Below are 21289 nucleotides of genomic sequence, written 5' to 3' on the forward strand. Positions count from 1 at the left end.
GGAAATCTTGATAGAATGCTGATAACGCTGATCAAGATCTGCGGCACTCTTCTTGTTGCGTTTGTCGCTCTGGTTGGTTGTCAGACTGTGCGCAACTCGGGCAATGTGCCGATTGCAGATCAGGCCGCAAACACCCTGCGTTTGGGCACTTACAATGTACACTACATCATCTTGGGAAAAGACACCGGCCCTTGGTCGCGCGGAGATTGGGACCGTCGCAAAGTTCCATTGGCGCTGGCATTCGATGATATCAACGCGGATGCCATCGGTTTTCAAGAAATGGAAAGCTTTGCGCGCGGCAGTGGCGGGAAAATCAATCTGACGCTTGATTGGCTCTTATTGAACAATCCAGACTATGCAGCAGCGGCTGTCGGTGATCCGGATGTTTTTCCGTCGACTCAACCTATCTTTTACCGCAGGGAACGGCTTGCGTTGCTTGACCAAGGATGGTTCTTTTTTTCTGACACGCCTGATGTAATCTACGCGCCCACTTTCAATGAATCATATCCCGCATTTACATCTTGGGCCATGTTCCGTGACCTGCACAACGGCGCAGAGTTCAAAGTGGTCAATATCCACACTGACTTTGGAAGTAGATCGAACCGTGTTCAATCGGTCGAACTGGTCGCAGCGCGGATCGCACCGTGGATCGACGCCGGGCAGACAGTGTTTGTATTGGGTGATTTGAACGCGCGCATTGGTGACAAGGTTGTGGATATACTTGCTGACACAGGGTTAGATTTCGCCCCCGTGCAAGGTGCCACAGTGCACTTCAATCGCGGGATCAATCTATTCGGCGCGATAGACCATATCGCATCCTCTGGTCAGGCCGAACTGGCGGCAGGGCCTTTTGTGCTGCGGCAGAAATATGCTGGGGAATGGCCAACAGACCACTACCCCGTCGTGGCAGACTACCGTTTGGGCGACACACCTTAGTTGTCGATGCGCACTTCAAACAATGCATCTGACCAGCCGTCAACATTGCAGCGGGCGCGAATGTAAACGACTTCGGCACCTACCGGTATCTGCACGTTTGATAGCGCACGGGTAAAGGGTTGTTCGGTGACATGCGGATGCGCCAATTCGCGAATACCAAGGCTGTTGCCCTGTGCATCCAGAACCTCCCAACCATCAGCATAGTGGTCCCAGCCCGTATCGGGATGGGACAACGTGACACTGAAACGGTCGCCGCTGACGACAACGTTTTCGATAACAGGTGCGTCCGCAAATGCGGGGGCAGCAAGCAGGGCGATGATGACACTTAGCTTCATACTTTGTCGTTTAGCAGAATTGTCCGGGGCAGCGATGCAAATTCCCGTGACCAGACAACCCAGACAACCACAACCGTTGCGATAATCAATGCGGTCGCGCCCAAAAGCCACGCCAAAGCAGCAAGCGCAAAATACATCGTCCGCAAACCGCGATTAAAGTTGATGGCAGCGCGAATGTTCAGTTCTGCCGCTTGTGCCGCGCGGGGAAACGCACTTGGATCGTTGGGGTCATTTGGCACGGCAGCCATCAAAACGGCGCAGTAGCCAAAGACGCGATTGGACCAGACGAACTTTAGAAATGCATTGGTCAAAAGCAAGGCGACCAACCCCAGTTTAAGTTGAAAGATCAAAACCGGCGTCGTCATTGCCGTCACTTCGGCCTCAACCCCGCGCAAAGGTTCGGTGTTGCCAGCCAAAGCCAATACACCGCCGACAGCCAGCAGGCAGGTGGACGCAAAAAACGCTGTCCCCTGACGCAAGCTAGCAAGAATCTGGCTGTCAAATATCCTTGGATCACGGGTTACGAAAACCTTCATCCAGTCGCGCCTGCGTTCTGACATAAGAACCGTGACCGAGGGCCTTTTGGCAAATGGATGTTCGATCATCCAGCCCAAAATGTGCCAAGACGCTAGGACAGCGCCTGCGGCGACCCAGTCGAGCGGTGAAAGAAGTGCCATGTGATCAAGTATTTGCATGTGGACATCCTTAGCCTTTCCAGTTCAGACTTGCCATAATGCAAAATTGGTAATATATTTTTACCAAATAGAAGCTCAGGGAGTCGTCTCATGGAAATGCCAACCCCAAATGCGCATGTTTTGATGCGCAAAGCACAAATTGTGGCGCGACTGGAAGAAGTGTTGCCGCGCGACGCAGTGATTTCTGACGAGCGTGAAACCCAAGCCTATGAATGTGATGCGTTGACGGCATATAAGTGCCCGCCACTTTGCGCGGTGTTGCCCGCCAACACCAAAGAGGTCGCAGCCGTTCTGAAGATATGCCACGAAATGGGTGTGCCTGTTGTGCCACGCGGGTCTGGGACTTCTCTTGCTGGCGGTGCGCTGCCAACGGCTGACTGCGTGATCCTTGGCGTGGCCAAGATGAATGACGTGATCGAAACGAATTATGACGACCGCTATATTCGCGTCCAAACGGGCCGGACCAACTTGTCCGTGACCGGTGCGGTGGAAACCAACGGCTTCTTTTATGCGCCTGACCCGTCAAGCCAGTTGGCATGTGCGATTGCGGGTAATATCGCGATGAATTCGGGCGGTGCGCATTGCCTGAAATACGGTGTGACCACAAACAATCTAATGGGCGTGAAAATGGTCCTGATGGACGGTACCATCGTTGATATCGGCGGCGCGCATCTGGATGCAGGCGGTTTGGATATCTTGGGTGTGATCTGCGGGTCCGAGGGCCAGTTAGGTGTCGTCACCGAAGCGACATTGCGCATTTTGCACAAACCAGAAGGGGCGCGGCCAGTTCTCATGGGCTACGATAGCTCCGAAGTTGCAGGCCAAGTCGTGACCGACATTATCAAAGCGGGCATCTTGCCTGTCGCGATTGAATTCATGGACCGCCCTTGCATCGAAGCAACCGAGAAATTCGCGAAGGCGGGCTATCCGATGTGCGAAGCATTGCTGATTGTCGAGGTCGAAGGATCGAACGACGAAATCGATGCGCAGTTGAAACTGATCATGGAAATTGCAGCGAGCCACAATCCGGTAGAATTGCGCGAAGCCAAAGACGCCGAAGAGGCAGGTCGCATCTGGTTGGGACGCAAGTCCGCCTTTGGTGCGATGGGCCAGATCAACGATTACATGTGCCTTGATGGAACGATTCCTGTGTCGGCCCTGCCGCTGGTCCTTCGCCGGATCGGAGAGATGTCCAAAGAGTTCGGCCTTGATGTGGGCAATGTGTTCCACGCAGGCGACGGTAATATGCACCCGCTGATCCTGTTTGATGCCAACAAACCCGGTGATCTGGAACTGTGCGAAGAATTTGGCGCAGAAATCCTCAAACTTTGTGTCGAAGTTGGCGGTTGCCTGACCGGCGAACACGGTGTGGGCATTGAAAAGCGCGATCTTATGAATGTGCAGTATGATCCTGCCGATCTTGAAGCGCAGATGGCCATCAAGGACGTGTTTGATCCCGCATGGTTGCTGAACGCTGCAAAGGTCTTTCCGTTGGCCAACTCAGAGGCACGCCGCGCCGCATAGAAGGGGCTTTGCCCCCGCCCCTGATCGGGGCTCCCCCAGGATATTTTTACTCGGAAGAAACCCGATATGACCCCCAAGACCGAAGAAGAACTGGCCCAGATGATTAAAGGGGCCAATGGTCCTTTGCGCATTCAAGGCGGCGGCACGCGTCCGATTGGCAAGTGTGACGGCGAGACGCTAAGCACATCAGCGATAAGCGGGATTTCCCTTTATGAACCCGGTGCGCTGACAATCGTTGCAGGTGCAGGCACTCCTGTGGCGGAGGTTGAAGCGGCATTGGCAAAGGACAATCAGCGTTTGGCGTTTGAGCCGATGGATCACCGCGCTTTGCTTGGCACCACGGGTACGCCCACGATGGGTGGGTTGGCGGCCGCGAATATATCAGGCCCGCGCCGCATTTCTGTTGGTGCCTGCCGTGACTTTATGCTGGGCGTCCGTTTTGTGGATGGATCGGGCAATATCGTCAAAAACGGTGGCCGAGTGATGAAGAACGTGACCGGCTATGACTTGGTCAAGTTGATGACAGGTGCGTATGGCGCGCTTGGTGTTTTGACTGAAATCTCTTTGAAGGTTCTGCCAGAAGTAGAGACGACAGGCTCTGTCTTGTTGCATGGGCTTTCTGACGCAGATGCGGTTGCCGCCATGGCAGCCGCACTCGGGTCACCGTTCGAGGCCACAGGTTTGGCGCACTTCCCCAAGGGGCCAACTGGTGATCCGCTGACGATGATCCGTGTCGAAGGGTTTGAGAAGTCCGTGAATTATCGCGCCGAAAAACTGCGTGACCTTCTCAAGAAATTTGGCGAGGCCACTATTGAAACTAGCGACGCAGCCAGATGGCAAGGCGTTCGCGATGTCGCAGCCTTTGCAGGTCAAGATGGAGATGTATGGCGCCTATCAGTCAAACCATCTGACGCCGCCGAACTTGTCGCCAAGATGGATGCCAAAGCCGTGCAATACGACTGGGGCGGTGGACTGGTCTGGGCAATGACCGACAGCGGCCGCGATTTGCGCGCAGCGATTGGCCCATTCGATGGCCACGCCACATTGATCCGCGGCACCGCAGACGTGCCAACTTTCCAACCAGAAGCCCCTGCCCTTGCAGCGATCACAAACGGCATTCGCGCCAAGTTCGATCCACGCGGCATCCTTAACCCCGGGATCATGAGCTAATGCAAACCACATTCACCCCAGAGCAACTGACCGATCCCGCGATTGAACGGTCTAACGAAATTCTTCGCACCTGCGTGCATTGCGGATTTTGCACAGCGACATGCCCAACCTATCAGGTGCTTGGCGATGAACTCGACAGCCCGCGTGGACGGATTTACCTGATCAAGGACATGCTTGAGAATAACCGCAAGCCGGACGCCAAAACGGTTAAACATATTGACCGCTGCCTGTCCTGCCTTGCTTGCATGACGACCTGCCCGTCTGGCGTCCACTATATGCATCTGGTCGATCATGCCCGTGCCTATATCGAAAAGAACTATGACCGCCCCTTTTCTGACCGCGCATTGCGTTGGGTTCTGGCGCGAATTTTACCTTATCCGATGCGGTTTCGTGTGGCCTTGCTCGGTGCCAAAATTGGGCGTCCGTTTGCCCGTTTTATGCCAGATGCCCGCCTGCGTGCGATGTTGGAAATGGCCCCGAAAACAATCCCTCCGGTCAGCCGCAATGATGATCCGCAGACCTTTCCGGCGCAAAACAAAACCATGCGTGTGGCGCTTATGACGGGCTGTGCCCAAAAGGCGCTGAACACTGATATCAACGATGCAACGATCCGTTTACTGACCCGTCTGGGTGCCGAAGTCGTCGTGGCCGAAGGTGCAGGCTGTTGTGGCGCGTTGACCCACCACATGGGCAAGGAAAACGAAAGCCACGCGACAGCCGCGAAAAACATCAAGGCGTGGTGCAAAGAGATCGATAATGGCGGTCTAGAGGCCATTGTGATCAATACGTCTGGTTGCGGCACAACCGTCAAAGACTATGGACATATGTTCCGCAACGATCCGCTGGCCGCTGATGCGGCACGGGTTTCTGCTATCGCGATGGATGTCTCTGAGATCTTGATGAAGCTGGATATGCCCGAAGGTGACCATAAGGACACCAAAGTTGCCTACCACGCGGCTTGTTCGCTGCAACACGGCCAACAGATCAAGACCTTTCCTAAGGACTTGCTGAAAAAGGCTGGGTTCACGGTTCTTGAACCGGCAGACAGCCATCTGTGCTGTGGTTCAGCGGGAACATATAATCTGATGCAGCCCGAGATTTCCAAACAGTTAAAGGCGCGCAAAGTGCAAACCCTCGAGGCGCTGACGCCTGACATCATCTCGGCTGGTAACATCGGCTGCATGATGCAAATCGGTGGCGGAACGGATGTGCCGATTGTACACACCGTTGAATTGCTGGATTGGGCGACGGGTGGGCCCCAGCCTCCTGCACTTACCGCGCCGGGCAAGCGTGAGCCGCAAATCCCGATCTTGCGCTAGCGCCACAATGCTGCCCCAAGTGTCGGCCAGTTTGACAAGATGAAGATTGGACTGACTCTCAAACGGCTTGGCCTTTGTCTCGCTTTCACTTGCGCCCTGAGTTTTGGGGCGCAGGCCCAACAAAGCGAGCTGGTACCTTTTCAAACTATGCAAGACAGCGAAGGTTGGGATGCAGTTGGTCGTCTTGATATTCGGGGCAAAGGGTTTTGCACGGCGGCACTGATCCGCGAACGGCTGATCCTGACAGCGGCCCACTGCCTTTACGACACGGACGGCACACGCATTGATCCCGGGCGGTTCGAATTCCGCGCGGGTTTGCGCGACGGGCGCGCAGAGGCAGAACGCAGCATATCGCGAACCATTCCTCATCCCGCATACAGTTTCAAAGAAGACGCGACAGCGGCCCCGGCCGTCGCGCTTGATATTGCAGTGCTAGAGCTAAACCATCCTATTCGGATGACCCGTGTACGCCCATATCAGATCGCCCCGCGCCCGTTGGCAGGTGACGAAGTGCGGGTGGTGTCTTATGGCCGTGGCCGTTCTGACGCGCCGAGCATGCAAGAGAGTTGCCGCGTAATTGGTCATGATCTTGGGGTCATTGTGATGACATGCGATGTTGAATATGGCTCAAGCGGGTCGCCGGTCTTTATGGTCGTGAACGGTGAAACACGCATCGCATCTGTCGTATCCGCGATGGCGCAATTGGATGGAGAGCGTGTTGCATTGGGCACGTCACTGGCAGGTCCGCTAAGTGATCTGTTGTCACATTACGCGACATTGGGACCCGCACGCGTGAATGGCACCCAGCGCTTTCTTGGTGGCGGTCAACGCAATGATACAGGCGCGAAGTTCATCCGCCCCTGACCCTCTTGAAAGACGCGAAATTCCTTCCCACATAACAGTCATCGGGATGCCATTGATGGGTCCCGTGTCGAACGGCCTGTCCCCTATGGGAAGGCTACATATTGTTATCGCTTAAGAAAAGGATGACCCAAATGCGTGCATTTGACCTAACACCACTTTACCGCGCCACCGTTGGCTTTGACCAAGTTGCTGATCTGATGGATCGCGCCCTTGCCAATGATGTCGGCCAGACGACCTATCCACCTTACAATATCGAGAAAACAGACGACGACGCATGGCGTATTTCCATCGCCGTTGCTGGGTTCTCTGACGATGATCTTGCGATCGAAGTCAAGGATCGTGGCCTGAATGTCACCGGCCGCAAATCCGCTGACGAGGCAGAACGTACCTACCTGCACCGTGGCATCGCGACCCGCGCGTTTGAACGCCGCTTTCACTTGGCCGACCACGTGAAAGTCACCGGAGCGGGCCACGAAAATGGCATGCTGCACATAGACCTGACCCGCGAAGTGCCAGAGGCACTGAAACCGCGCCGCATCGCTATTTCTTCGGATACGAAGAAAGATGCGAATTTGGTTGAGGCGAAGTCGGTTAACTAAGTTTCGACTGTTGTGAGAATGAGCGCGTCACCTGAAAGGGTGGCGCGTTTTTTGTTGGGCGCAAAACGCTTGGATCATAAGCTTATAATTGGGCTACCCGCATGATATCGTCCAAGAATGCTTGAACTGTCTTTTCCGGACTATCAAAAACACCTGAAATTGCTAAATCAATCGCATCCCAGTGTGAAGCAAATGGTGCCAAGAATTCAGGAGCATCCACTTTTTGTGAAAGCACATAGAGGTGTTTCGCTAAGTTTGATGCTTCGGCGGGTGACAAACTCTGAACAGACGACAATCGTTCAAACAGTTTCAAGACAACTGAGCGGAAATCAGCATTCCTTGACAGTATGTTCAAATGCGAAAGTGCATCAGGAGCACCCTTGGCAAGGGATAAGTCAATCAGCGCGTCACTCAAAGTATCTGAGCATATGATTACCTGATCCGCCCAACTGACAGCGTCTGACAAATCGGCGTATCCCCAAGAAATCGCCAGAGCAAGCGCGCCTGCTTCTATTTCATGAGCTTCAGTCATTTGAGACTGCTGCCCCGCGTCAGGCAACCTTGCGAACACACTAATGCGCCTCAGCCCAATTCGCACCCTGCCCTGCATCCACCGCAAGCTTCACATCCAGCTTCACCGCCGGATCGCTTGCGTTTTCCATGACCTCACGCGCAGCATCAATCAGTGTATCAACCGCGCCTTCTTCGACCTCAAAGATCAGTTCATCGTGGACCTGTAGCAACATCTTGGCGGGTATGCCCGCTATCGCCGCAGGCATACGGATCATTGCGCGCCGGATCACATCAGCCGCCGTTCCTTGGATCGGCGCGTTGATGGCCGCACGTTTGGCGAAACCGGCTTGCGGGCCTTTCGCATCAATCTGTGGCGTGTTGATCCTACGACCAAACAACGTCTCCACATATTTATGCTCTTTCGCAAAAGCGACAGTGTCATCCATATATTTGCGAATGCCGGGGAAGCGTTCGAAATAACGGTCAATAAACCCCTGCGCTTCGCCGCGCGGAATGCGTAGGTTGCGGGCCAGACCAAAGCCGGAAATGCCATAGATCACACCAAAGTTGATGGCCTTGGCCTGACGGCGCACGTCCGGTGTCATCTCGCCCAATGGTACGCCGAACATCTCTGACGCGGTCATGGCGTGGATGTCGATACCGTCTAAAAACGCCTGTTTCAGCGCGTCAATGCCCGCGACATGCGCCAAGATGCGCAACTCGATCTGGCTATAATCAAGGCTAACAATGACTTTACCTTCGTCTGCAATGAACGCCTCGCGAATGCGCCGCCCTTCCTCGGAGCGGACAGGAATGTTCTGCAAATTGGGGTCGGTCGATGCCAGCCGTCCCGTGTTCGCGCCCGCAATAGAATAAGATGTGTGAACGCGGCCAGTATCCGGATTGATGTGTTCCTGAAGCGCGTCTGTGTAGGTTGATTTCAGCTTTGCTAACTGCCGCCAATCCAATACGCGGCCAGGCAATTCGTGTTCAGTTGCAAGGTCTTCAAGAATATCCGCACCTGTCGCATAGGCACCCGTCTTGCCTTTTTTCCCGCCGGGCAGACCCATTTCGTCAAACAGAATTTCGCCCAGTTGCTTGGGCGATCCGACGTTAAATGGCCGCCCCGCCATTTCCTGAATTTCCGCCTCTAGCCCTGCCATTTTTTGGGCAAACGCATTCGACATCCGGCTCAATGTATCGCGGTCTACCTTGATGCCGTTGCGTTCCATCTGCGCAAGCACAGGCACCAACGGACGCTCCATCGTCTCGTACACGGTCGTCACGCGGTTCACATGCAACAGCGGTTTGAATTTCTGCCAAAGGCGTAGCGTGATATCGGCGTCTTCTGCCGCATATTTCACAGCCTCATCAATCGGTACACGGTCAAAGGTGATGGCCGATTTCCCTACGCCAAGCAGCGGTTTGATCGGGATCGGTGTATGGCCCAGATATTCCTGCGACAGCGTATCCATGCCATGATTATGCAGTCCTGCATTCATCGCATAAGACATCAACATCGTGTCATCGATCGGATCAACGGTCACATCCTGACGCGCAAGAATCTTGGCGTCATACTTCATGTTTTGCCCGATTTTGATGATCGCAGGGTCTTCAAGAACAGGTTTTAGCAGCGCCAGACACTCCGCGAAATTCATTTGCCCCTCGGCCAGATCATCAGATCCGAACAAGTCATCAGAGGATGCCGATTTGTGGATCAAAGGGATGTAGCAGGCCTGCCCCGCCTCAACACAAAGCGAAATCCCGACCAAATCGGCGGTCATATCATTCAGGCCAGTGGTTTCGGTATCAACGGCCACATAACCACGTTCGCGGATGCGGTTGATCCACACCTGCAAAGCAGCGGCATCACGTACGCATTCGTAATTGTCTGGAGTGAAATCCACCGCCTCTGGAGCGGCGACATCGGCCACCGATGCCGCGATCTCAATCTCGGGCGCCTTAATGCCTAGCTTGTCCGCGATCCGCTTGGTCACCGTGCGGAATTCCATTTCGGCAAGGAACCCCAGCAAAACTTCTGGGTCAGGGTCACGAACTTCAAGGTCATCAAGCGTAAAGTCTAGCTTCATATCACAATCAAGCTGCACAAGGCGCTTAGACAGCTCGATCTGGGCACGGTTATCAATCAGTGACTCGCGGCGTTTAGGTTGCTTGATCTCGCTTGCGCGGTCCAACAACGTTTCAAGATCGCCGTATTCATTGATCAATAAAGCCGCCGTTTTAATCCCAATTCCGGGCGCACCAGGCACGTTATCGACGGAATCGCCCGCAAGGGCCTGTACATCGACAACTCGGTCTGGGCGCACGCCAAATTTCTCGACCACGCCTTCACTATCAATGAGCTTGTTCTTCATCGGGTCGAGCATATCAACTCCGTCACCAACCAACTGCATCAAGTCCTTGTCGGACGATACAATCGTCACGCGTCCACCCGCATTACGACCTTGGTGTGCGAGCGTGGCAATGATGTCGTCAGCTTCAAAGCCTTCAACTTCTTCGCAAGCGATGTTGAACGCCTTTGTGGCCACACGGGTTAGCGGCATTTGTGGGCGCAAATCCTCGGGCATTGCATCGCGGTTGGCTTTGTACTGGTCATACATGTCGTTGCGAAACGTATGACTGCCCTTGTCGAAAATCACGGCAACATGCGTCGCTGCACCCTCGCCATTGTTGCCGTCAATATAGCGCTGCAGCATATTTACAAAGCCGCTGACCGCACCCACAGGCAAGCCGTCAGACTTGCGCGTTAGCGGGGGCAGCGCGTGATAGGCCCGAAAAATAAACGCTGATCCGTCGATCAGATGCAGATGACAGCCTTTGCCGAACGCCATGGTGGACCCCCTAAGATGCGTTTCCAACACCTATACGCGGGGGCCACCCCGGTCTAGTGCGCGGCCTGAATGAAGGTCCCGTTTTGCAGGTCTTTCATCGCTTGGCGTAACTCGGCCTGCGTATTCATCACAATCGGGCCGTGCCATGCGACAGGTTCCTGAATAGGGCGGCCAGCGACCAACAGGAAACGCACACCTTCGGGGCCAGCCTGCACGGTGACTTCGTCGCCATTGCCAAATCGCACCAACGTGCGGTTTCCAGTCATATCGCGAATATTCAATTCTTGACCCGCGACTTCTTTTTCGACGCGGACCCCAATCGGATTAGCTGCATCAACAAAGCTTCCGGCCCCTGAAAAGACATAAGCAAAAGCGTTGGCACGGGTATCCACCGGCAAGGTTTTGCGGCCATTTGGCGGGATCGATACGTCGAGATACAGGGGATCTGCCGCGATCCCGTCCACGGGCCCAGTTTTGCCCCAGAATTTACCCGTGATTATCTTCACCCGGGTCCCGTCATCATCGATGATCTCGGGGACATCGCCACCTGCGATATCTTGATAGCGAGGTGCAGTCATTTTCAAAGAAGACGGCAGATTAGCCCAAAGCTGGAACCCATGCATCTGACCGGCCGCATTTCCCTTTGGCATTTCTTGATGCAAAATACCCGACCCAGAGGTCATCCACTGTACAGATCCGGCACCCAATGTCCCGTGATTGCCCAGCGAATCGCCATGTTCGACTTCGCCCTCAAGAACGTAGGTAATCGTCTCGATCCCGCGGTGCGGATGCCAGGGAAATCCGCGCTCGTAATGTTCGGGAATATCGTTGCGGAAATCATCCAGCAACAAGAATGGATCGCTTTGCGAGGGATCACCAAAGCCAAAGACGCGGTGCAAATGCACGCCAGCGCCCTCCATCGTGGGTTGGGCGTGGGTTGTTTGGGTGACTGGGCGGAATGTCATGACATGCTCCTTAACTGGTTAAGAAGCATATAGCGCAGGCAGTGCTGTGCGAAAACGCGCAGCAGCGAACAATCTGTGTGCGGACGTGTTAGACTTTGCCTTCAAAATCCTTGTGCACCAACTTGGCATCACAATAGGGGCATTCAATCCAGCCATGCTCACTAGGAATTTGCAGCCAGACACGCGGATGACCCAACGCGCCGCCGCCGCCATCACAGGCCACGCGCCACTCATGAACGATCTTTGTCTCGGGTGCGGGTGTGGACATGATTTCCCCTGTCTGGTTGCCGTGGGCCAGTGCCCAGCTTAGATGAGGGTGAACATACCGCAGGTGCGGCACGGGGGAAAGACGGCATGACCGACAATGCGATAGAAATTCAGGGGCTAAAAAAGACCTATGCGGCGACTAAACGCAGCGAAGCAAAAGAAGCGCTAAAGGGCATCGACCTGAACATTCCGCGCGGATCGATCTTTGGCTTGCTAGGGCCAAATGGCGCGGGAAAATCTACACTCATCAATATCTTGGCCGGTCTCGTCGTCAAAACTGCCGGAAGCGTGAAAATTTGGGGGTTTGACCAAGACAAAAACCCGCGCCAATCCCGCGCCGCCATCGGGATCATGCCGCAAGAACCGCATCTTGACCCGTTCTTTACCCCTGCCGGATCCCTCGATGTGCAAGCTGGACTGTATGGCGTGCCCAAATCACAGCGCAAGACAGCCGAAATCCTTGAACTCATCGGCTTGACCGACAAAGCGAATGCCTACGCAAGGTCTTTGTCCGGAGGCATGCGCAGACGACTTTTGCTGGGCAAGGCACTTGTACACTCGCCCCAAATCCTTGTGCTTGACGAACCCACTGCTGGTGTCGACATCGAATTGCGTAATCTGCTGTGGCAGAATGTGCGCAAGTTGAACGAGGGCGGTATGACGATCATTCTGACGACCCACTACCTCGAAGAAGCCGAAGAGATGTGCGACGACATCGCGATCATCAACCACGGTGAAGTCATCATCCGCGACAGCACCAAAAACTTGCTGGGCCGTCTCGACAGTAAAACGCTGGTGATTACACCTGATGCAGACGCCGAAATGCCCGCCCTGCCAGACACGATCACGGGCAAAAAACAGGCGGACGGCACGCTGAGCTTTACCTACCAAACGGGTGTCACGCCCGCAGATCAAGTTTTGTCATTGGTACGCGACGCCGGCATCACAATCAAAGACGTCAAAACCCAAGAAGCCCACCTCGAAGACGTCTTCTTATCGCTGACGTCAGGCCGCTAACGCCCCAACTTCTTTTTCCAAGATAAACTTCCGCCTGAGGCAGCGCAGTTTAATCTGCCAACATGCGCCCCAAAGGACGACCGCCCAAAATATGCATGTGATAATGCGGCACATCTTGCACGCCGTGCACCCGCGTATTGGACACGCCGCGAAAGCCGTCCACTAGACCTGAAATACGGCAAACCTCTGCAACCGCTTGGAAAAACCCAGCTTGCTCTTCTGCAGATGCATCACGGGCAAAGTGGTCCAAACTCATATAGGCACCTTTGGGAATGACCAAAACATGCACCGGAGCTTGGGGCGCGATGTCCTCGAATGCCAATGCAAAATCGTTCTCGTAGACTGTCCTGTTCGGAATTTCACCGCGCAGGATTTTGGCAAAAATGTTCTGATCGTCGTAAATAAATTCCATCGGGTTCCTCAATCAACAAAAAGATGGGGGGTCTGTGCAAGCGTCAGTGCAACTTCGGGCGAGACCCCCAAAAACTTAACCAAAGCCGCAGCATTTTCGTCCACACTGGCCGTTTCACGCATGCGGGCAGCATCTGCAAACTCCGCGTCGCGGATCGCTTCACGTTCATAAATCATATCATTGTAGATCGTCGGCAAAAGGCGCGCGATTGTATCTTCGCTGGTCTGTTCACCTGCAAGACCCACGCGTTTGGCATGCCCGACAAGGTAGTCGTCATCAAAACTGCATTCAATTTCAAGCAGCCTGACAGTTGCGCGATCCTCGTGGAAATCGGACATCAAATCAAGGCTCGCTGTATCAAGACAAATCACCAATCGGTCGCTGCCATAATGACTAAACAACATCCGCATCAAGGCACGACGATGCCTGCTGCGCTTACGCAATGATGTCTCAATCCCCCCCAGATCAGGGAGCGTAGAGTGATCCTCGTTAAACAGGTATTCCAATGCAGGCACATTCGTCTGCGCATTGATTGCTGCGACCAAACGCTTGGCCACATGCCATTGCTTGCAAGCTATGATCATTAACTCTCGGTCACGCCCCAGCTTTGTATCACGCTCCCAAAACCGTGGACCAAAGCGGCGTCCGACACGGCCACGTTCGGTTAAAAAAGAAAAGAGGTTCCGCCCTTCGTCCGAGATATCGAATGCCATCCGCTGACTGGCATAAAGGGCGCCCAAATTCTCGCGCAACGCCTGTGCTTCGACGCTGATCTTGCGGGCAAATAATCCGTTTTGCCCCAAGAGAAGATCGTGGTGATCATTATAAAACGTGACCGGCATTCCGTAGTCAGAGAACATCAAGAATGTCAGCGTGCGGTTTTCGATCTCACGGCCGGGGACCAGATGACGGACAAGCGTCTGGAAAAACGTCTCATCGGGAATCCATGTTGTCTTAAAGAACCGCATGACATCGCGGCGCTCGACGGTAAAAGCAAGCACGGCCTCAATCGTTTGGCGTCGCAAGCACCACCATTGACTGCCAATCATGACTTGCAGATCGCTTGGGATCTGCAGTGTAATCTTGAGCTTTTCCTGAAACCCCAAGGCTGCGTAAAAGCGCCATTTCTGCGTCCGTTCATTGAAATAATGGCGGTAGATCAAGCGTTCTTGGCGGAAACCCGTTTTGATCCAGTTGCTATCAAAAAAGTCGTAACTCTCGATGTAATCCACATCGTTGTGATCCAACATCTGATGGGCGAACTTTGCCGATTTGATCGGCATACAATCGCCGGAAACCATATAGAAGTGGGTAGCGCGGGCAAATGCGTCCGTCGCGGCTTCAACTGCGTTTAATGTCGCTTGAACAAGGCTCCATTCACCCCAACCACATTTAACGCGGCGCTTGGCAAAGACAACATTTGGGTTGCCGGACAACCCGTCTTGAATAGTACGGTAGTCGTCTGCCGAAGCAGAGGCATCGAAGTGGATAGCAATATAGTCGCCTGCGGCCGTCAACTGATTGGCCTGCGTCACGATCGCCGCAGGGTTCTTATGACACAATAGAATAAAGGCTATTCTTGCCATTGGATGCTCAAGGCCTTGTTCACACGGGTTGCCGCTATGATTGACATAGCGCGAACAGACATTGAAGTTACAGTGTTTCTTTGGTCTTAATTGGGCAAAGGCCAGAGCGGTCGACAACGAGGGTAATAGCGTGGCGAGTTTTCCGGGAACATGGATGACCAAAAGCGAAAGCATGGTGTACCGCGTAGTGCCCAAATGCGCGTGCTCTTCGATTGGGCAGATCATGTACTATTCAGATCACGGGCGTTTTTTTGACGGCGACATCCATGACGCCAAGACGGATATCCACAAATGGGCCATCGACAAAAGCCAGCCGCTGATCGGCAAAAACGTCCGCGACCATTCGAGCTATACATTCACCTGTGTCCGCAACCCTTACACGCGGATATTGTCGTCGTTTTTTGACAAGATTTGTGGTATTCAGCGCAACGGCAAATACTATCGCGGCAACCTTGTCCCGCTTCTGGTCCAAAAATACGGTATTGAAGTGGGTGATCCGGACAACGGGTTCGAGTTCGACCAAATCGAGAGTTTCCGTCGCTTTCTGCTATTCGCCCGCGACACCATCCGTTGGCGTCGCCCGATGGAACCAGACATCCATTGGTCAGCTATGTCCGGCCATATCTCGACGTTCATCGTGAACGGCGGGCGATATGACAAAATTTTCTGGACCGAAGATTTCAATACAGGCATGCAAGACGTGCTCGACAATACTCAAACAGCCCATCCCATAGATCTTGCTACAATCCCGCGCTTCAACGAAAGCGAAGGACATGGACCAAAGCGCGCGCATCCAGTGGCCGACTATTTCGATGACCTGTCGATGCATCTTGTCTATGAGATGTATAAAAAGGACTTCCGTATCTTCAAATATGACTTTGAAAATCCGGCCAATAAAATGCCCATCGGTGACATCGACCTTGATGAGGTTCACGCAAAACTTGGTCATTAAAGCCGCAAGGGGGCTGTCTGCCCCCTCGGCCTACGGCCTCTCCCCCGAGGATATTTAGGCTCGGAAGAAGTCGGATTTACGAACGATTAACCAGCGTTAGATATGAATAACTGCGGCACAGGCAGGGATGCCGATGGCCGTCGACGAAGAAACCGCTGTTGCGCCTGAGTGCCAACAGCGGTGGATTCCGCTATTCTTCCGAGCCTAAATATCCCCGCCGGAGGCATTAAAGTTCCTTTTGCCTCGACAGTCACAACGACCGCGTTAGTTCCTTGAAATAGCAAGCAAACGAGGGACGTAGCACGTGTCAGTGGTTTTGATCTTAGGAAGTGGTCCAAACGTTGTTGCTAGCCGTGACTGGCAGCGCGATCCGTTCGACCGCATTGTTGCCATCAACAACGCATGGGCAGTGCGTCCTGATTGGGATGATCTTATTCACCCAGATGATTTTCCTCTGGCCCGGATGCCACTGGTTTTAGCACGTCATCAACGGATTATTCGCGCATCGGACTATGTTCCCTTGCAAAACAATTATGGTGGTTTTGTCTATGCGGGCGGAACTATGGCATTCACGGCATGCTATTGGGCCTTGGCCGCGCTAAAGCCAAAGGTCATCGCAGTGATGGGCTGTGACATGGTTTATGATAACGCCAGCAAGACCCATTTTTATGGCCAAGGAACCGCTGACCCACTCAGGCAAGATGTTACCTTGCGATCACTCGAAGCTAAATCGGCCCGCCTTATAGCGCTGGCCGCGCGCCAAGGCTGTGCAATGGTCAACCTATCAACCGATCCCAGCCGGTTGGTTTTCCCGCGTTCCAAGATTGAAGACTTGGCCACGACACTGCCATGTCCAATGCACGTGCAAGCAATTGACAATGCCCTCGCCCAAGAGGCAACGCTCGACTACTACGTCCCGTCCGGCAAGTACTGGAAAGAAGAAGGCAGATTTGACGCTAGCGCGATTGACGCGCTGGATGCGCTTTGGCTTACAGCAGTCCCTGCGCTTTAAAGATCGCTTTAAGGTCGGCTTCGGGACGTGCCCCGATGTGGCTGATCACCTCGGATGCGGCGAGGTTGCCCATCTTTCCGCAAACTTCCAAATCGTGACCATTGCTAAGCCCCCAAAGGAACGCCCCCGCGAACAGATCACCCGCGCCAGTCGCGTCTACGATATCAGTCGGCACAGCGGGAACATGCCAGCGCTGGCCTTCTGCCAAGATATGCACGCCGTGTTCACTGTCCGTGCAAGCAACGATGGCCACATCAGACGCGGCTTGCGCTAATGCACCGTCGAAGTCTTCTGTCTGGTACATCGACAGCATTTCAGCGCGGTTGCAGAACAGCAGGTCAACGTGATCGCGGACCATATCGCGGAACGCATCGCGGTGGCGCTCAATGCAAAACGGATCAGACAGCGTAATCGACACACGTCCGCCAGCACCCTTGCAAGCATCAATCGCTTTGGCAAAAGCGGCTTTACTGTCAGGCCCGTCAAAGCGGTAGCCCTCAAGATAAATCCATTCGGCCTCCGCCATCTGGTCCGTATCAATGTCGTCTGGCGACAAAAACTCTGTCACCCCAAGATAGGTGTTCATCGACCGCTCCCCGTCGGGCGTGACGATCACAATGCAGCGGCCGGTTTCAGCTTCTTCCGACTTGGGCGCGAGGGTGGTTTCATAAACAGCCCCTTGGGCGCGCAGGTCGTGCGCGAAAATCGCGCCAAGCTGGTCGTCTTTGACCTTGCCAACGTAGGCTGTCCGCCCACCCAAATGCGCAACGCCTGCAATTGTGTTGGCCGCAGACCCACCACTGATTTCTTTGGCAGGACCAACACGGGAATACAGATTAACCGCCCGGTCCATATCGATCAGCTGCATGATGCCTTTTTGCACGCCTGCCTCAGCCAGAAACGCATCTTCGGCACGTGCCAAGACATCCACCATCGCATTGCCGATGCCGACAACCTGAAATTTTTTCATAGGTTTTTATCCTCAAACATACATAGGTCGCGGACCAAACAGGCCGCGCATTTAGGTTTTCGCGCAACGCAAACGTAGCGGCCATGCAAGATCATCCAGTGATGCGCATGAAGCTGAAAATCAGCAGGCACATGGTCTTCGATCGCGCGTTCTACCGCGTCGACATCTTTTCCGGGCGCAACACCACTGCGGTTTCCAAAACGGAAAATATGCGTATCGACTGCCTGTGCGGGCTGACCCCACCACATATTCAGAACCACATTCGCAGTTTTGCGGCCAACACCGGGTAACGACTGTAGCGCAGCGCGGGAATTAGGAACCTCGCCACCGTATTCATCCACCAAAAGCTGGCTCATCTTGATGACGTTTTTCGCTTTTTGGCGGAACAGTCCGATAGTCTTGATGTGGTCTGTCACACCCTCAAGCCCCAGATCGAGCATTTTTTGCGGCGTGTCAGCGATTTTGAACAGTGCGCGTGTGGCTTTGTTCACGCCCGCATCGGTCGCTTGCGCCGACAGGGCGACCGCGACGACAAGCGTGTAAACATTCACATGCTCAAGCTCGCCCTTTGGTTCGGCCTCTGCAGCCCGGAACCGTTCAAAGATCTCGCGGACCGTATGATAATCAAGCTGTTTTGCCATGAAAACGGGTATGCCCTTATGCACCAAAGGGGGCAAGCGCCAGATGCGCAATTTTCGGGTCGCGCGGTGCGCGACGACCCCCTAAGTTCACCTTATGGAACAAAAAGAAACATATCATTACCAAGTGATGCGCCGCGCAATCGAGGCAATCGATGCCGCAGGTGACAGCCCAATGACTTTGGCCGATCTGGCCGCGGATATGAACATGAGCCCTGCACATTTTCAGCGGCTTTTTTCGTCGTGGGTCGGTGTGTCGCCAAAACGCTATCAGCAATATCTAACCCTCGCGCACGCGAAAACCCTGCTCCGCGACCGCTTTACCACGCTGGACACAGCCCATGCTGTTGGCCTTTCAGGCAGCGGGCGTCTGCACGATCTTTTCGTGCGCTGGGAAGCAATGAGCCCCGGTGACTATGCGCGCGACGGCGCCGGACTCGCGATTTATTGGGGCTGGTTCGAAAGCCATTTTGGCCCGGCTTTAGTGATGGGCACCACACGTGGCATCTGCGGATTGGCATTCGCTGCAGAGGCCGGTCCAGAACCCGCAATGACAGACCTGAAATCACGCTGGCCAAAAGCGACGTTTATCGAAGATCCCAGCCGGTTGCGCGATTGGGCAACAGCCGCCCTTGGTATGACGGGCGAAACCCAGTTGCACATGATCGGCGCACCCTTCCAGCTTCAGGTGTGGGAAGCACTGTTAACCATACCTTCGGGGCATGTCACAACCTATTCCGAAATCGCGCAATCCATCGGGAAACCCAAAGCCGTGCGTGCCGTTGGAACCGCTGTCGGGCGCAATCCGGTAAGTTGGCTGATCCCTTGCCACCGTGCCCTGCGCAAGTCGGGTGCACTGGGCGGGTATCACTGGGGGCTGCCCGTCAAGCGGGCGATGCTGGCGTGGGAATCTGCGCGCGTAGACGCGCAGTCACCTCAGGTGTGATGATTGGGCGGAAGTTGACCTATTGTCGGCACGATATTGGATAACACTGCGCAAAGGTTTATAGAAAGAGGTATGAAGCCTGCGCGACATGCGCACCCATATCAAATGGAATCATAACCATGACTTTTAGAAAATTCCCTCTTGTTCTTGCCGCATCTGCAATGACGTTTGTTGCAGCTTGTGACGCTAACGGACCAAACCAAAGCCAGAACACACAACAAGGTGCTATCCTTGGTGCTTTGGGTGGTGCTGCAATTGGCGCAATTGCAAACCGCAATGACGACACCCGTGGCCGCAATCAGGCGGCTTTGGCGGGCGCTCTGTTGGGGGCCGGTGCCGGTGCCGCAATTGGCAACAACCTCGACAAGCAAGCCGAAGAATTGCGCCGCTCGCTACGCAGTGACGTGGGCGTGTCCAACAACGGTAGCAACCTTGTTGTGATCCTAAGCCAAGACCTGCTGTTCGCAACCAACAGTACGACCGTCTCTGGTACATCGCAGAACGAATTGCTGACTGTGGCGAATTCGCTGAACCGCTACCCCAACACGACTGTGAACGTCATCGGCCATACGGATAACGTGGGCGACGCGTCATTCAACCAAGGTCTGTCGGAGCGCCGCGCACAAGCCGTCGCCGGTATCTTGCTAAACGGTGGCGTTGCCAATTCTCGCGTCCGTGCCATTGGCGCAGGTGAAAACCAGCCGATCGCATCGAACCTGAATGCCTCTGGCCGTCAGATGAACCGCCGTGTTGAGATCATCATCACACCAAACTAAGCGATCATCACTGATTGCCAAATGAAGGGGTCGCAGCCATGCGGCCCCTTTCTTGTTGTGGACACCCCATGTTGGTCATATAATTTTACCAATAATATGTGGAAATTGAATGCCCTTTGAACCAGTCCAGCAAGAGAAACTGTCGCACGGTGTGATCCGTCAAATCGAGGGATTGATCCTGCGTGGCATCCTGCGCCCCGGTGAACGCCTCCCCTCGGAGCGCGAATTGAGCGAACGCATGAGCGTCTCGCGTCCGTCTTTGCGCGAAGCGCTTGGTGACTTGCAAGAACGTGGCCTGCTGACTTCCAAGGCAGGCGCGGGTGTCTATGTGGCCGACGTGCTAGGCTCTGCCTTTGCACCAGCTTTGGTCAAATTGTTTTCGACGCATGACAAAGCGGTCTTTGATTACATCAGCTTTCGCCGCGACATGGAGGGCTTGGCCGCAGAACGCGCGGCGCGCATAGCAAGCGATACCGATCTCAAAGTCATCAACACGATTTTTGAAAAAATGGAAGCGGCCCATCAAAAGCGGAACCCCGCAGACGAGGCCCATCTTGATGCCAATTTTCATCTGTCGATCATTGAAGCCAGCCACAACGTCATCATGCTGCACATGATGCGGTCAATGTATGAATTGCTGCGTGAGGGCGTGTTCTATAACCGCACAATCATGTTCAAGCAACGTATGACGCGGGACGCGCTGTTGGAACAACACCGCACCATCAACATAGCGTTGCAAGCGCGCGATCCAGCGGGCGCGCGCGCTGCTATCGAACAGCATCTCGACTTTGTAGAGACAGCCCTGTCAGAGCAGCAAAAGGCCGACAATAACGAAGCCTTTGCGCAACGACGCCTTGAGCACGAATCCAGCCGTTAAACAGTTGCCCACGAAAAAGCCCGACTGCAAATACTGCAATCGGGCTATAACAAGTTCAAAACAT

At 54.3% G+C, this 21289-nt stretch carries 22 protein-coding genes; 12 read left to right on the forward strand and 10 right to left on the reverse strand.

Translation table 11 applies throughout. The annotated features are described in order from the left end of the window. The first annotated feature begins 15 nt into the window (after window positions 1-15). Window positions 16-936: an endonuclease/exonuclease/phosphatase family protein gene (locus QZ197_RS01350; protein ID WP_296429420.1), complete on the forward strand. Its 921-nt coding sequence runs from the start codon at window positions 16-18 to the stop codon at window positions 934-936. On the opposite strand, the gene QZ197_RS01355 is transcribed toward QZ197_RS01350, so the two are convergent. Continuing rightward, window positions 933-1271, reverse strand: a complete 339-nt coding sequence (locus QZ197_RS01355; RefSeq protein ID WP_296429421.1) for a hypothetical protein — start codon at window positions 1269-1271, stop codon at window positions 933-935. The genes QZ197_RS01350 and QZ197_RS01355 overlap by 4 nt on opposite strands. Beyond that, window positions 1268-1966, reverse strand: a complete 699-nt coding sequence (locus QZ197_RS01360; protein WP_296429422.1) for a DUF599 domain-containing protein — start codon at window positions 1964-1966, stop codon at window positions 1268-1270. Before QZ197_RS01360 ends, QZ197_RS01355 begins: the two co-directional genes overlap by 4 nt. A 90-nt stretch (window positions 1967-2056) precedes the next feature. Between QZ197_RS01360 and QZ197_RS01365 the strand changes: the two genes are divergently transcribed. The 5 genes from QZ197_RS01365 to QZ197_RS01385 all read left to right on the forward strand — a co-directional run bounded on the left by QZ197_RS01365 (window position 2057) and on the right by QZ197_RS01385 (window position 7442). Next, complete coding sequence (locus QZ197_RS01365; RefSeq protein WP_296429423.1) at window positions 2057-3490, forward strand: FAD-linked oxidase C-terminal domain-containing protein; 1434 nt, start codon at window positions 2057-2059, stop codon at window positions 3488-3490. 66 nt (window positions 3491-3556) lie between these two features. Beyond that, the gene (locus QZ197_RS01370; RefSeq protein ID WP_296429424.1) at window positions 3557-4660 is read left to right on the forward strand and encodes an FAD-binding protein; all 1104 of its coding nucleotides are present in this window, start codon (window positions 3557-3559) and stop codon (window positions 4658-4660) included. Further along, window positions 4660-5979 carry a glycolate oxidase subunit GlcF gene (glcF, locus tag QZ197_RS01375; RefSeq protein ID WP_296429425.1) on the forward strand — a complete coding sequence of 440 codons (1320 nt, stop codon included), beginning with the start codon at window positions 4660-4662 and terminating at the stop codon, window positions 5977-5979. The genes QZ197_RS01370 and glcF overlap by 1 nt, the downstream gene beginning before the upstream one ends. Window positions 5980-6018: 39 nt before the next feature. Continuing rightward, window positions 6019-6843, forward strand: coding sequence for a S1 family peptidase (locus QZ197_RS01380; protein WP_296429426.1), 825 nt, complete (start codon window positions 6019-6021; stop codon window positions 6841-6843). Between the two features lie 131 nt (window positions 6844-6974). Beyond that, entirely contained in the window at window positions 6975-7442 is a 468-nt protein-coding gene (locus QZ197_RS01385; protein ID WP_296429427.1) for an Hsp20 family protein, read from the forward strand. Window positions 7443-7524: 82 nt separating this feature from the next. Here the strand turns inward: QZ197_RS01385 and QZ197_RS01390 are convergent, their stop codons facing one another. From QZ197_RS01390 to QZ197_RS01405, 4 genes are all read right to left on the reverse strand, one after another. After that, a complete protein-coding gene (locus tag QZ197_RS01390) occupies window positions 7525-7974 on the reverse strand; it encodes a hypothetical protein (protein ID WP_296429428.1) in 450 nt (149 codons plus the stop codon). A 40-nt stretch (window positions 7975-8014) separates the two neighbouring features. Then, window positions 8015-10807 (reverse strand): DNA polymerase I, encoded by a 2793-nt coding sequence (polA, locus tag QZ197_RS01395; protein ID WP_296429429.1) that lies wholly within the window; start codon window positions 10805-10807, stop codon window positions 8015-8017. A 53-nt stretch (window positions 10808-10860) separates the two neighbouring features. Further along, complete coding sequence (locus tag QZ197_RS01400; RefSeq protein WP_296429430.1) at window positions 10861-11772, reverse strand: pirin family protein; 912 nt, start codon at window positions 11770-11772, stop codon at window positions 10861-10863. A gap of 88 nt (window positions 11773-11860) precedes the next feature. Further along, entirely contained in the window at window positions 11861-12040 is a 180-nt protein-coding gene (locus QZ197_RS01405; RefSeq protein WP_296429431.1) for a zinc-finger domain-containing protein, read from the reverse strand. An 86-nt stretch (window positions 12041-12126) separates the two neighbouring features. Here QZ197_RS01405 and QZ197_RS01410 point away from each other — a divergent pair, with 86 nt between their 5' ends. Continuing rightward, window positions 12127-13056, forward strand: coding sequence for an ABC transporter ATP-binding protein (locus tag QZ197_RS01410; protein ID WP_296429458.1), 930 nt, complete (start codon window positions 12127-12129; stop codon window positions 13054-13056). Between the two features lie 49 nt (window positions 13057-13105). On the opposite strand, the gene QZ197_RS01415 is transcribed toward QZ197_RS01410, so the two are convergent. Together QZ197_RS01415 and QZ197_RS01420 are read right to left on the reverse strand one after the other, a co-directional pair. Further along, window positions 13106-13468, reverse strand: a complete 363-nt coding sequence (locus QZ197_RS01415; RefSeq protein WP_296429432.1) for an HIT domain-containing protein — start codon at window positions 13466-13468, stop codon at window positions 13106-13108. Window positions 13469-13476: 8 nt separating this feature from the next. Next, window positions 13477-15054: a DUF5928 domain-containing protein gene (locus tag QZ197_RS01420; RefSeq protein WP_296429433.1), complete on the reverse strand. Its 1578-nt coding sequence runs from the start codon at window positions 15052-15054 to the stop codon at window positions 13477-13479. A gap of 154 nt (window positions 15055-15208) precedes the next feature. Between QZ197_RS01420 and QZ197_RS01425 the strand changes: the two genes are divergently transcribed. After that, the gene (locus tag QZ197_RS01425) at window positions 15209-16006 is read left to right on the forward strand and encodes a sulfotransferase family protein (protein WP_296429459.1); all 798 of its coding nucleotides are present in this window, start codon (window positions 15209-15211) and stop codon (window positions 16004-16006) included. A gap of 304 nt (window positions 16007-16310) precedes the next feature. Next, window positions 16311-17018 carry a hypothetical protein gene (locus QZ197_RS01430; RefSeq protein ID WP_296429434.1) on the forward strand — a complete coding sequence of 236 codons (708 nt, stop codon included), beginning with the start codon at window positions 16311-16313 and terminating at the stop codon, window positions 17016-17018. Here QZ197_RS01430 and QZ197_RS01435 read toward each other — a convergent pair. Together QZ197_RS01435 and nth are read right to left on the reverse strand one after the other, a co-directional pair. After that, window positions 16996-17988 (reverse strand): adenosine kinase, encoded by a 993-nt coding sequence (locus tag QZ197_RS01435; protein ID WP_296429435.1) that lies wholly within the window; start codon window positions 17986-17988, stop codon window positions 16996-16998. The two genes, QZ197_RS01430 and QZ197_RS01435, sit on opposite strands and share 23 nt — an antisense overlap. Then, window positions 17985-18629: an endonuclease III gene (gene nth, locus QZ197_RS01440; RefSeq protein ID WP_296429436.1), complete on the reverse strand. Its 645-nt coding sequence runs from the start codon at window positions 18627-18629 to the stop codon at window positions 17985-17987. Before nth ends, QZ197_RS01435 begins: the two co-directional genes overlap by 4 nt. Before the next feature lie 94 nt (window positions 18630-18723). On the opposite strand from nth, the gene QZ197_RS01445 reads away from it, so the two are divergent. The 3 genes from QZ197_RS01445 to QZ197_RS01455 all read left to right on the forward strand — a co-directional run bounded on the left by QZ197_RS01445 (window position 18724) and on the right by QZ197_RS01455 (window position 21225). Beyond that, entirely contained in the window at window positions 18724-19572 is an 849-nt protein-coding gene (locus QZ197_RS01445; RefSeq protein WP_296429438.1) for a bifunctional helix-turn-helix domain-containing protein/methylated-DNA--[protein]-cysteine S-methyltransferase, read from the forward strand. A 119-nt stretch (window positions 19573-19691) separates the two neighbouring features. Further along, a complete protein-coding gene (locus QZ197_RS01450) occupies window positions 19692-20348 on the forward strand; it encodes an OmpA family protein (protein ID WP_296429440.1) in 657 nt (218 codons plus the stop codon). Between the two features lie 109 nt (window positions 20349-20457). After that, window positions 20458-21225 (forward strand): FCD domain-containing protein, encoded by a 768-nt coding sequence (locus QZ197_RS01455; protein WP_296429442.1) that lies wholly within the window; start codon window positions 20458-20460, stop codon window positions 21223-21225. Window positions 21226-21289 lie beyond the last annotated feature (64 nt).

It is taken from the genome of Yoonia sp., assembly GCF_017854415.1.
Lineage (GTDB): Bacteria > Pseudomonadota > Alphaproteobacteria > Rhodobacterales > Rhodobacteraceae > Yoonia.